Here is a 12,654-nt window from a genome sequence, read left to right on the forward strand (position 1 = left end):
GTTAATGGCACGCGATTTTTTCTTGCGTTCATTTACTGGGGTATCAGCCATGGATGTGCTTTTATTTAGCGGCGAGGATTACATTTCTGTTAGAAAATACTATAAGTTTTTATTGCAGATAGGGTATCGGGATGTTGTAACCCATCGACCGCAGTTCGTGCCGGTGTTGGCGCTGTACGCCAAAGAGCTCAGTGATGTAGCGAAAACGAATCTGGAACGGTTTAATTATTTGACGCGTCAGACGCAAACTTTAAGTGAAGAAATTATAGGATGTGTCAATAGGGGGGAAGTGTTGCATGCGGCCTGTCGTCGAGCCTTGCTTCACGCTCCGAATGACCGGCGCTTACTGTTGAACACGATGTTTTGCGACTCGTTCAATTTTACCGAAGCTGACAATGGCACTTGCCGAAAGTACCAGGTCACCGGCGTCATAGATCAGGTGTTGAGAGAGTACGCCAATACCTTGTCATTTGTGGAGGAGTTCTCATCTAAAGTCAGTTCGCTTGGGCAGGATATCCACAAGCTGTTTGCCCCGGTCTTTAGGACGAAAGCGTCTGAACCTTATCCTCCTTCCACACAAGCGCCACAGAGCATATGTGAAAACTGGTTCTTCTGTGGGGAGCGGACGACTTTCGTTACCGAGTTGTGGGAAAGCATCATTGAGGATGACTTGAATAGGAAAGTCGAGCTGGACCGGTTGGTACGAATCTACGCTTCTACGTCCTCGGCGTTATTGAACCTTGGGGACTTCCTGTATCGGATTCAGTATTTTTTTCGCACGATGATAAAGCGACTCTCGACGATCACACCCGTGTCGAGGTTCTCTACGCTGTTGCTGGCGTGTGAATTGCTCGCCGAGGTGCTTGTTGGTCTTCGAGTAAGGGCTGAACACCTTGGAGAGTGGTCGGAGTTCGAGAGTACTCGCACCTCTTATGGTGCGGATGAAGAATGAATTTCTAGGGGGCCGGACGCGCCTTAGGCGACGTCCGGCCAAGGTCAGTAAACGTCGCGGCGATAACGCCCTTGCTCGATCAACTGCAACACTACCTCGGCGCCCAATACCTCGTTGAGCACCTGGTCCACCCCTGAAGCCATCCCTTGCAGACTGCCGCAGATGTAGATCACGGCGCCGTCGGCCAGCCATTGCTTGAGCACGCTGGCGTGTTCGCGCAGGCGATCCTGAACGTAGATTTTCTCGGCCTGGTCCCGTGAGAACGCCAGGTCCAGGCGTTCCAGGTCGCCCTCGATCAAGCAACTTTCCAGCTCGTCGCGGCATAGGTAGTCATGCGCGCGATTACGTTCGCCAAACAGCAACCAGTTGCGGGTCTGGCCGTCGGCGATGCGGGCCTTGAGCAGGCTGCGCAGGCCGGCCAGGCCGGTGCCGTTGCCGAGCAGGATCATTGGTGCCGGGGCGGCCGGCAGATGGAAGCCGCTGTTGCGCCGCACCCGCAGGCTGATCGCCGAACCGACGGTCGCGTGTTCGGTCAGCCAGCCAGAGCCGATACCCAGGCTGCCGTCGGGGCGACGCTCCTGGCGCACGATCAACTCGAGCACGCCGTCGGCGGCAATCGAGGCAATCGAGTATTCACGCATCGCCAGGGGTACCAAGGCGTCCACCAGGGCCTGGGCATGCAAGCCGACCAGGTGTGTGCGATTGTCCGGCAACTGGCGGCTGGCCAAGGCCTGCTCGAGGGTCTCGAGCAAACCATCGAGCTGTACCGCCGTCTCGCCCGGGATAGCCAGCCCCTCAAGGAAGTGCTCGACCGCCCACGGGCAGTTGCGTGGCAGCACTTCCACCAGGTCGCCGGCCAGCCAACTGCTGGTGTCGGGGGCGGTCAGGCCGAGTAAATACACTTCGCCACCGCTGCTGTCCGGGTTCAACAGCTCACGTTTGCTCAAGGTCCAATGGTTGTAGCTTGGGGCTTGCCAGGTGGTGACCTGGGTGTGGCCGGTCAGTTGGCCGAGTTGCTGCTGCCAATGACTCAAGGCGTAGGGGTCGGCACTGTCGACTTCCACCGGGGCAAACAGGGTGGTGCCACCGTGCTCGGCCAGCCAGCCATGCAAGCGTCGGGCGAAGCCACAGAAGTGCTGGTATTGCCGGTCGCCCAACCCCAGCACCGCATAGTTGAGGCTGGACAGGCTCGCCGCCCGGCCCAGCACCTTGCGCTCGAAACCACGGGCACTGTCCGGTGCTTCCCCGTCGCCAAAGGTACTGACCACAAACAGCGCGTTGCTTGAGTCGCGCAGGTCCTGTTCGCTCAGGTCGGCCAACGGCTGGACCTTGACCGGCAAGCCGGCGGCCTGCAGTTGGCTGGCGGTCTGCCAGGCCAGTTGCTCGGCAAAACCGCTCTGGCTGGCAAACCCGATCAGCCAGGCCGGGGCATCGCCGGTGGCTGGCGCGAGGTCTTTGCGAGCCTGCTGGACCTGGCGTTTCTTGCGTCGTCGATCGAGGTACAGCAACCAGCCGGTGATGAAAAACAGCGGCATCAGCAGGGATGTGACCATCAGCACGATGCGCCCGGCGAGCCCGAAGTAACTGCCCACGTGCAGCGCGTAGATGCTGGTGAGCAATTGCGCATTGAGGCTCTTGTCGCTGTAGCGGTCATGACGCTTGATGATCCCGGTGGCCGGGTCGAGGCTGATCTGGTTCAGCGCGCGGTCATGGGGCGAGGTCTTCAACAGGTAGTAGACCGTGGCCTGCTGGCCGGCCACCGGCGGCAGGCGCACGTTGTACGCGCTCAGGTCCGGGCCTGCAACGCTGTAGATGCTGCTCCAGACTGCGTTGTAGTCGACCACCAGCGCCGGACCGGTCGGGGGCGGCCCACCGCGCGGCTGGCGTACACGCTCCATTTGCGGTCCGTCGGAGAGTAGTTTGGTCACGCCCTTGCTATACCACTCGTAGGACCAGGTCAGCCCGGTCAGCGCGGCCAGCAGGTACGCCAGCAGGCACCAGGTGCCGGCCACCGAGTGCAGGTCCCAGTTGAAGGCCCGGCCTTTTTTGCGCCAGTCCAGGGTCAGCCAGACGCGCCAGCTGCGCCACTGGCGTGGCCAGCGCAGGTACAGCCCGGAAAGGCAGAAAAACACCAGGATCAGGGTACAGGCACCGGTGATTTGTCGACCGAGATCACCCATGGCGAGAAAGCGGTGCAGTTGCAGCATCAGGCCAAAAAAGTCCTGGCCAACCACCTCGCCCATGAGCTCGCCAGTGTAGGGATTGACGTAGCGCATCTGCCCGCGTCGTTCGCCCGGCGGTGGGGTGAAGAACAGGCGCGCGGCATAACCGTTGTCGATGTCGACCCAGAGCATCGAGACTTTTTTGCCCTCGCTGGTTTCGACCCTGGCCACCAGGTCGGCGGGTGGCAACACCCCGGCAGGAAGTTTTTCCACCTGCAGCACCTGGGGGTTGAGTGCGCGCAGGATCTCGTCCTGAAACGACACGGTGGCCCCGGTAAAACCCATCAGCGCCAGGACCAGCCCCGCGCTGATACCGAAGAACCAGTGCAGCTGGAACAGGGTTTTCTTCAACACGTCGACCGCCTTGTTCGTTCAAATGTATTTCACGGCGCGCATTATGCCGTGTGTTATCGGTAAGCCTGTTTCTTTACGCACAAAAGCCCCGCTCATCGAGATGAACGGGGCCTTGGGCTGCACGCTTCCTTTAGAAGTGGAAGTTGGTGCTCAACAATGCCGTCCGGCCCGCCGCCTGGTTGGCGAAGTGGGTCGAGAACGCCTTGTCGTAGTAGGTCTCGTCGGTGAGGTTCTGCACGTTCAGTTGCAGGTCGACGTTTTTGCTCAGCTTGTAGGCAGCCATGGCGTCGTAACGCACGTAGGAGTCGACCATGGTGGTGTTGGCCACGCTGCCGAATACGTCATCGACGTAGAACGCACCGCCACCGACCGTCAGCTTCGGCGTGACCTGGTAAGTGGTCCAGACGCTGGCGCTGTTTTTCGGGGTGTTCGGCAACTCGTTGCCATCGGTCACGCTGAGCGGGCCGCCGTCGACTTGCTCGCTGTCCATGTAGGCATAGCCGGCGAAGACTTGCCATTTGTCGGTGAGCTTGCCGCTGGCCGACAGTTCGAGACCCTGGACCCGGGTTTTGCCGGCGTTTTCGTAGGTGGTGCTATCGACCTGGACGCGGGCGTTGTCTTTCTCGGTGCGGAAGATATCGGCGGTCAACGACAGGCGATCGTTCAGCAGGTCCCACTTGGTACCAATTTCGTAGTTCTTGGTGGTTTCCGGCTCCATGTCGCTCTTGAGCTGGTTGCCCGCACGGTCAGGGGTGCCTGCCAGCGAGTTGCCTTCCATGCCTTCACCGACGTAGTTGCCCGGTGGCGTCGCGGAAGTGGCGTAGGAAGCGTAGATGCTGCCGTTTTCCGCCGGCTTGTAGACCACACCGAACTGACCGGTGATGAACTCGCTGGTGTCCTCGCCCTTGGCTTCGATGCCTTTGTTCACGACCGTCGCGCCGGCACCATCGTAGGTGCGGTACTTGGTATCGAAATGGTCGTAACGCAGGCCCATGTTCACCAGCCATTGCTGCGACAGTTCGAGGGTGTCGAACACGTAGATGGCGCGGGTGTCGGCTTTGGTATCGGTGCCGGCGTAGTTACGCGAGATCGCGCCGTTCCATGGGTCGCTCGGTGTCGGGTTGGACAGCGAGGTGCAGTTGTAGCCGCTGGAAGCACCGATCAGCGACGGGTTGCACTTGCTGGTGCTCAGCCCGGTGTTGGTGTTGACGTTGTACGAAGACTTCTCGCTTTCTTCACGGCTGAACTCGATGCCGGTGGAGAAGCTGTTCTTGAAGCCGGCGATGTACACGTCGCCGAACAGGTCGGTCTGGTTGGTGGTGGTGTCGGTGTTGCTGACACGGGTGTTGGCGCGGCGCCACACGGTGCCGTTGTTGACGTTGCCCTTGCTGTCGTCCGGCTGGGTCAGGATGTAGTCCTGCATGCTGCTGCCGTGGCGCAGGGTGTTCTTGACGGTCAGCGCGTCGTTCAGATCGTGCTCGATGGCGAAGGTCGCGGTATCGGTACGGGTCTTGCGGAAGTCGCGGTCAGTCAGGCCGTAGAAGTTGCTGTCACTGCCGCCACCGGTGGTCGGCTTATCCGGGTTGCCCTTGTTGCGGTCGGCCGAAAGACCTGACGCCGGCATGCTGTAGGGAATGCCCGAATCCGGAGTGTCGTTGCTTTCCAGGTGGTAGTAGTCAAGGTTGACGCGGGTGTCGGTACCCAGGCCGAACGCCAGGGATGGTGCGACGCCCCAACGGTCGTAGTCGATGCTGTCGCGACCGGCCACGTTGCTTTCGTGGCTCATCAGGTTCAGGCGGCCAGCGGCGTTATCGTTGAACTGGTAGTTGCCGTCCAGGGTGTAGCGTTGGGTCTGGTCGGAGCCCCAGGTGAAACCACCGTCGAGCGAATCGCCCAGGTGGGCTTTTTTGCTCACCAGGTTGATGGTGCCGCCAGCGGCGCCGCGACCGCCGATGGCGGAGTTCGGGCCCTTGCTGACTTCGATCGACTCCACGGCGAAGATTTCACGGCTTTGCGAGCCAGTGTCGCGCACGCCGTCCAGGTAGGTGTCGCCTTGGGCATCGAAACCACGGATGAATGGGCGGTCGCCTTGCGGGTTGCCCCCTTCACCGGCACCGAAGGTGATGCCTGGCACGGTGCGCAGCGCATCCTGCATGTTCAGGGCGCCAGTGTCCTTGAGGACCTGCTGTGGAATTACGGTCACGGAGCGTGGGGTGTCAATCAGCGGCGCGGTGTACTTGGGCGAAGAAGCCTTTTCAACCTGGTAGGAGGTCGCATCCGAGGCTTCACCGGTCACGCTGGTAGCGTCCAGTGCGATCGCATTGCCGGAGGTTTTCGCGTCAGTCTTTTCTGCGGCGAAAACCATGTGGCCGGCGGAGCTGGCGGTAATCGCCACGCCAATTGCAGAAGCGAGCAAACGTGGTGAGCTGACCGGTGATTGTTGTGGCTGGCGTGACATGGTGAATTCCCCTCCCCAAGGATTTGAGGCCGCGGAATATAGGGTAAACACGTATTTGTATCAATTGCGAAATATTGCCATTTGCATTTAATTTACATTCTTTACAATTTATCCTTACGGTTTTTACGTTCTCGTTCGTCACGCCGGTTTTACATAGTCAATAAGAATCAATACCATTGCGATCCTTTGACTTTCAGGTGTCGCCCCCATGCTGCTGCATATTCCCGGCTTGTTCTCCCGTGAAGAGGTGCAGCGCATCCGCGAGGCGCTGCAGCAGGCTGATTGGGCCGATGGCAAGATCACCGCCGGGTTCCAATCGGCCAAGGCCAAGCACAACCTGCAACTGCCAGAAGGCCACCCGCTGGCCCAGGAAATCGGCGCAGCGATGCTCGACCGACTGTGGAAGCACCCACGCTTCATGTCCGCCGCGTTGCCGCACAAGGTTTTCCCACCCTTGCTCAACTGCTACACCGCCGGTGGCAGTTTCGACTTTCATATCGACAACGCCGTGCGCCAGCCCAAGGGCAGCGTCGAGCGCGTGCGCACCGACCTGTCGTCGACCCTGTTCTTCAGTGACCCGGACGAATACGACGGTGGCGAGCTGGAAATCCAGGACACCTTCGGCACCCAACGCGTGAAGTTACCGGCCGGCGATCTGGTGTTGTACCCGGGCACCAGCCTGCACAAGGTCAATGCGGTCACGCGCGGCACGCGGTACGCGTCGTTCTTCTGGACCCAAAGCCTGGTGCGCGAGGACAGCCAGCGCGCCTTGCTGTTCGAGATGGATGAAGCGATCCAGCAACTGACCCAGGACATGCCAGATCACCCGTCGCTGATCCGCCTGACCGGCACCTACCACAACCTGCTGCGTCGCTGGGTCGAGGTCTGAGCCGTGGACTTTCGATTGCGCCGTGAAGAAGTCCTGAACGGCGAGCAACTGCGGGCCATGCTCGGCGAAAGCCCGGCCCGCGCGGCCCAGGCGATTGTGCTGGCGGCCAAGGCCGGGAGCATCGACGGCCAGGCGCTGCTGGGGCAGATCCTGCTGGAAGGGCGGGGCATCGCCAAGGATCAGGCACTGGCCGTGCGTTGGTTCGAAATCGCAGCCCGGGGCGGACACCTGATGGCGCGCAATATGCTCGGACGTTGTCATGAGCATGGCTGGGGTTGTGTGGCGGATGCTTCGGTTGCCGCACGGCACTATGCAATCGCCGCCGATGCGGGCCTGGACTGGGCGCTGTACAACTATGCCAATTTGCTGGCAACCGGGCGCGGAGTGGCTGAGGATCAGGTCCAGGCGTTGAACCTGTATCGGCGCGCTGCTGACGCCGGCCACGCCAAATCAATGAACCTGCTGGGGCGCTATCTGGAAGAAGGACTGGCCTGCACGGCCGATCCGTCAGCGGCGCGCGTCTGGTATCGGCGGTCAGCCGAAGGTGGCGATTTTCGCGGGCAATTCAGCCATGCAACGTTGCTGGCGCAGGACGGACATGTCGATGAAGCGCTTGTGTGGCTCAGGAAAGCCTTGGTCGGTGGCAATGTGAACTTCCTGCGGGTCAGCAGTGCATCGTTACTCGGCGCAGATCATCCAAAAATCCGCGAGATGGCGGACGCCTATCAAATACGCTTAGCTCAACTAATCGAGTTGTAAGTGTTCAAATTTATCGCCTGATCTCTGGGGGTAAGATTTTTATTGTATAAGACGGCGCCACCAAACTAAGTTTGAGGGTGGTGTTTCTGTGCGCGAAAAACAAGTGTTGCCTAGGGTGTTGTGTTTTGTGTGCTGAACTAACAATTGTTGAGTTTATTTTTAACATTTGGCCAGTGGAAGTTTTGTTGGTTGGATACTAATGTTGGTTGGCACCCTGTGTAAATCTTTATTGGGTTTATGGCGGATTAGTGGTGCCAACAATAGAATATTTGATTCTGCCCGTAGGGGCACTGAAATGGAGTTCAGTGATGGATAATGAAATACTTGATGCGGCAGTCTTGGCGCCAAAGCTATTTGTGGATGCTTCAGTTGGTGATGGCGAAGAATACAATCGAGAACCGGGATTTCAGCTGACTAAAGAGCAAATAGTCAGTTTGCGAAAGTATGAAGTCCTTGGCTTGTCGCTTCCCGTGGAAATTGACGATGTCATTGTGTATCTGGACTATGGCCAAGGGGATACTGGCAGTCCGGGGTTGACCGCCGGTGACTTCCAGGTGACGTTCAGGAAAACCTATGATCATGCCAGGAGTTGGTCGCCACTGCGGGAAAAAATAATGATGACGGGCACTGATCTGAAGATCTTTGCCGGCAGCATCCTGCGGATTGGCAATGGAATCGTCGAGATCTACGAGGACCAAAAAATATCGAGCTACCTGGAAGAGCACGGTATCGATACCCCGGAGAAGTATCTCCAGCAGAAATTCCTGAATCCAGGGCTTCCTACCCTCGATTTGTCTGCGGGCGATCTACATGAGTTAAGAAGCTATCTTGATGAAATGCTAAGCAAAGTACAGAGTGCCCATGCCAAGGCGACGTCGGTGAGGTATGAAATCGACAAGTTTGGATCCGTGATGCGCGAAGAGGTGTTGCCGCATATCAAACTGCGATTGAAAGCCGTGTCGGAGAATACTTATCAAAGCGATATCAAGGAACTTCAACTGAAAATTGATGAGCGCTCGGAGGAGATTGAGCAGGTCAGCCAGCAGTATGACAAGATGGTCAAGGACGCAATCATGGCGGCGGCGAGTCTCAATATCGCGGGGCTGGTTCTCGGTATTTACACTGGCGTCAAAGCCGAAGAAATTCGCAAGCAACGAAATGCCTTGAAAGAAGCTCAGCAGCACGACAATCTGCAAATGCTCAGTAAAAACAAGACGCTGAGTTCATTGAACCGAATACGCACTGATCTTCAGGAACTCAGGGACGTGACCATTGAGGCTGAAGTTGCGACGCAAAATCTTATGTTGGTATGGAATTCGCTGGCGCTTTATATCAAGGCTTCGAAAGAGGATGCTGATTTACTCGATAATGCGTTGTCGCTAAGGCAATTTAAAAATCAAGTGTTGAGTATCGTCGAACCTTGGAGTCAAATAAAAAACAGTGCGGATCAACTGCTTGGTGTATTTGCAGAGGCGGATAAAGAGTATGAGTCCGGCCAGTTGCTGGGTATAGAGGGTATGAGAATGTTCAGGTCGTTTGCTGAGTCGGATATTTCAATATTCAATGTTGTTAAGTTACGTGCCGCTAACGCTCAAATCCAGGATGCCAATATTACCGCGCAGATGCTTTTCGAGCGCTGGAATTATCAACCGGGCAGAGTTGAAAAAGTCCAAGGGCTGGCGCTCGCTGCGAGCCAGGCTACGGTCAACTTGCGGGTGATCAGTGATGCGACGATTATTCATCTGAAACAATCACAAAAGAAGTTGGAGGGGTTTCAGGAAGAGGTTAAATCGCCCATCGATGCGGGCGAAGTTCGTACAGATATGCAAAAGGAGTTGAAGAAATTATCTGGTCGACTCACTGGGCAGTTCGACGAACTGAAGAGCTTCAATAAAAAGCTGCTGGTGCCCTACAGTCGGGATGATTCGGCGCAGTTGGCGAAGGAGGTGCACGTTGAGCGCAAGTATGCCGAAGAACGTCAGGCTGTCCTGGAAAAGCAGCGGGATGAGTTGGAGCCGAAGATTAAGTCGGTGTCTGATGGCATTGACTTGATCGCCAAGGCAGGCATCCAAAAACTTGGCAAGCAAATGGAGTTGTCGAAGGATAAGGTGATGGAGTTGGGCATGACTCCCCCGCAAGTTCAAGTTGTCATGTTTGCCATCGATACGTTGAAAAACTTAATCGAGGATATCGGTACGACCGTCTCCTATCTAAATATGGTTGCGGAGCTGAAGAGGCTCAGAGTGAGATTGACCGAGCTGAAGGATCAAGCGAGAAAATGTAGCAGTGATGTTGAGCGTGCTGATGGACAAATCGAGTTGTTGCAAGCACTGGATAAAGTCGATGAGGAACGCTCGGGCTATGTGGCTGAATTCTCCGCTTTGCTCGTTTACTTTGAGAGCCTGTCCCGCAAGTTTACCGAGAATGAGGCGGAACCTGTCGAGGCTCGGGTCGAGTTTGCGATTGCCGAGATTAAACAGGATATCAACTATTTGAAGTCACTGACGCTGTAAATACACAGGCGGAGGGTGGGTCAGACATCCTCCGCTTCAAGGGGGTATGCATATGGCTATCTACACGTTTGTCAGTGAGCAGCGTCGCACACTGGATCGTTATACCTTTTTCCTCTCTACGGTCGTTTCGACACATGACAAAGTCAATCTGCTCTTTGTTCGGCGAGCAAAAAGCGGTCATCAGCGGACAGGTTTACCCTACGACTCGCGTCTGAATCATGTCACTTGGGATGAGCGGAATCTGCAAGGGCTGTGGAAGCGCATTGCAGACCTGAGGGATGGCGCCGCTGGTTATATAGCGGCACTGGTGACATTCAGGGAAGAGGTTTTGGCGTTCACTGCTCGGACATCTCGACGCGAGCCGATCGATGGGGTGGACCTTGGCAACTTCAGCCTGGTTCGCTCGCCGATCTGGAACTCCTCTGCTCCTGGGACCATCCGGGGCTTGGTTTACGGTTTAGGTAACCTTTTTTTTGCGGGTAAGGGGGACATGATTTCAGTCGAGAAGATCGTTCAAGACGTATGCGAGCATTCCTTTGGGCTGAAATCGATATTCACCAGGGCAATGGGTTATCGCACCTGTGAATGTCATACACAACCGAGCGTGGCCCCAGAGCTGTTCAGGGAAGATGACACGACCCCTCTCTGGGATATCGAGTATTCCAACGCTGATCCTGTGATCAAGGCAAGGGAATATGAGGCCGACGTCATGGCTCTCTTCAGGCGGATGGAATTATTGGGTGTCTGGATGGGAGGTTTTTTTGAGGAGCTCAGCCTGCGTTTTGACAGCGCACGAGACGAGCTCACGCAAACAGATGACATGACGACCGTGGGAAGACTGAATGTGAAGCTGGCTGCTGCTCAGGAGAATGCTGAAGAACTCCTGAGCATGTTGAATCACATTGAATTGTGGTTGAGAAAATAAAAAAAGGTCCATGTCAATGGACCTTTTCATTACTGCAGATACTTACACGTAGAACGACTTCAACGGTGGGAAGCCATTGAACTCGACGGCGCTGTAGCTGGTGGTGTACGCGCCGGTGGACAGCCAGTACAGGCGGTCACCGATGGCCAGGTTCAGCGGCAGGCCGTACTTGTAGTTTTCGTACATGATGTCGGCGCTGTCGCAGGTTGGGCCGGCGATCACCACTTCTTCCATCTCGCCTTTCTTCTCGGTCCAGATCGGAAACTTGATGGCTTCGTCCATGGTTTCGATCAGGCCGGAGAACTTGCCCACATCCGTGTACACCCAGCGCTCGACTGCGGTGCGGGATTTACGCGCGACCAGTACTACCTCACTGACCAGGATACCGGCGTTGGCGATCAACGAACGGCCCGGCTCCAGGATGATTTCCGGCAAGTCATCACCGAAGTCTTCCTTGAGGAAGCGGATGATTTCCTCGGCGTAGGTTTCCAGGCTGTTGGTGCGGGTGATGTAGTTGGCCGGGAAGCCACCGCCCATGTTGATCAGCTTGAGCTCGATACCGTCTTCTTCCTTCAGGCGCTCGAAGATCACTTTGACCTTGGCGATCGCTGCGTCCCAGACGCTGATGTCGCGTTGCTGCGAACCGACGTGGAACGAAATACCGTACGGCACCAGGCCCAGGTCACGAGCCAGGATCAGCAGGTCCATGGCCATGTCGGTCTGGCAGCCGAATTTGCGCGACAAAGGCCAGTCAGCAGTGGTCGAACCTTCGGTGAGGATTCGCACATAGACTTTCGAACCCGGGGCGGCCTTGGCGATGTTGCGCAGGTCGGCTTCGGAGTCGGTGGAGAACAGGCGCACGCCCTTCTCGTAGAAGTAGCGGATGTCCTTGGATTTCTTGATGGTGTTGCCGTAGCTGATGCGGTCGGCGGTGACGCCACGGTCCATCACCTTGTCCAGCTCGTAGATCGACGCGATGTCAAAGCTCGAACCTTTGGACTTGAGCAGGTCGATGATCTCGACGGCCGGGTTGGCCTTGACCGCGTAATAGACTTTGGCGAATTCGAAACCGGCACGCAGGTCATCGTAGGCCTGGCTGATCATCGCGGTGTCGATCACCACGAACGGGGTTTCTTGTTTGTCGGCGAACGCCTTCATTTTGTCAAAAGTGGCGCGCGCGAAATAGTCTTCGACGTTGATCGACATGCTGGGAACTCCTACTGGCAAACTGAAATTAACAATGGGTGCAAATGAACGTCCTCCGTATCCCCACTTTGGTTCGCCTACTTCCCAAGGCATGTCGCCGAAAGCAAAAAGGCCATGGGATCACCTGCGTCCCTTGGCCTTGCTGTCTCGTCGTCAGTACTTGAGCCGGATGGATCGTTTCCAGCATGGACGTTCGGCGCGAACTTTAGGGCGTGAGGGGCTTGAGATCAACAAAAAATGTCGCGTTTTTGCACGCTTCCGTCGTGCGGTCCCGGACAGCTACTGATGTAACCGACCTGCATGACAGTGTGATGTTCCCCCAAGAGGGAGATTTGAATACTTGTAGGAGCGAGCTTGCTCGCGATGGACGTCAACG

At 56.8% G+C, this 12,654-nt stretch carries 8 protein-coding genes; 5 read left to right on the top strand and 3 right to left on the bottom strand.

The features are described from left to right. Positions 1 to 49: 49 nt before the first annotated feature. Positions 50 to 952 (top strand): hypothetical protein, encoded by a 903-nt coding sequence (locus tag QMK50_RS17880; RefSeq protein WP_320333635.1) that lies wholly within the window; start codon positions 50 to 52, stop codon positions 950 to 952. 44 nt (positions 953 to 996) lie between these two features. On the opposite strand, the gene QMK50_RS17885 is transcribed toward QMK50_RS17880, so the two are convergent. Both QMK50_RS17885 and QMK50_RS17890 read right to left on the bottom strand, forming a co-directional pair. Further along, positions 997 to 3,528: a sulfite reductase flavoprotein subunit alpha gene (locus QMK50_RS17885; protein WP_320333636.1), complete on the bottom strand. Its 2,532-nt coding sequence runs from the start codon at positions 3,526 to 3,528 to the stop codon at positions 997 to 999. 130 nt (positions 3,529 to 3,658) lie between these two features. Continuing rightward, positions 3,659 to 5,986: a TonB-dependent siderophore receptor gene (locus tag QMK50_RS17890; protein ID WP_320333637.1), complete on the bottom strand. Its 2,328-nt coding sequence runs from the start codon at positions 5,984 to 5,986 to the stop codon at positions 3,659 to 3,661. A gap of 208 nt (positions 5,987 to 6,194) precedes the next feature. On the opposite strand from QMK50_RS17890, the gene QMK50_RS17895 reads away from it, so the two are divergent. From QMK50_RS17895 to QMK50_RS17910, 4 genes are all read left to right on the top strand, one after another. Continuing rightward, a complete protein-coding gene (locus tag QMK50_RS17895; protein ID WP_095169443.1) occupies positions 6,195 to 6,875 on the top strand; it encodes a Fe2+-dependent dioxygenase in 681 nt (226 codons plus the stop codon). A 3-nt stretch (positions 6,876 to 6,878) separates the two neighbouring features. Beyond that, positions 6,879 to 7,634, top strand: coding sequence for a tetratricopeptide repeat protein (locus QMK50_RS17900; protein ID WP_159993728.1), 756 nt, complete (start codon positions 6,879 to 6,881; stop codon positions 7,632 to 7,634). Between the two features lie 308 nt (positions 7,635 to 7,942). Further along, the gene (locus QMK50_RS17905; protein WP_320333638.1) at positions 7,943 to 10,147 is read left to right on the top strand and encodes an alpha-xenorhabdolysin family binary toxin subunit A; all 2,205 of its coding nucleotides are present in this window, start codon (positions 7,943 to 7,945) and stop codon (positions 10,145 to 10,147) included. Positions 10,148 to 10,199: 52 nt separating this feature from the next. Next, on the top strand, positions 10,200 to 11,072 hold the full coding sequence (locus tag QMK50_RS17910; protein WP_320333639.1) for a hypothetical protein: 873 nt from the start codon (positions 10,200 to 10,202) through the stop codon (positions 11,070 to 11,072). Between the two features lie 42 nt (positions 11,073 to 11,114). Here QMK50_RS17910 and QMK50_RS17915 read toward each other — a convergent pair whose 3' ends face one another. After that, positions 11,115 to 12,278, bottom strand: coding sequence for a type III PLP-dependent enzyme (locus QMK50_RS17915; RefSeq protein WP_320333640.1), 1,164 nt, complete (start codon positions 12,276 to 12,278; stop codon positions 11,115 to 11,117). Between the last annotated feature and the right edge of the window lie 376 nt (positions 12,279 to 12,654).

This window comes from Pseudomonas sp. P5_152, assembly GCF_033989915.1.
GTDB lineage: Bacteria > Pseudomonadota > Gammaproteobacteria > Pseudomonadales > Pseudomonadaceae > Aquipseudomonas.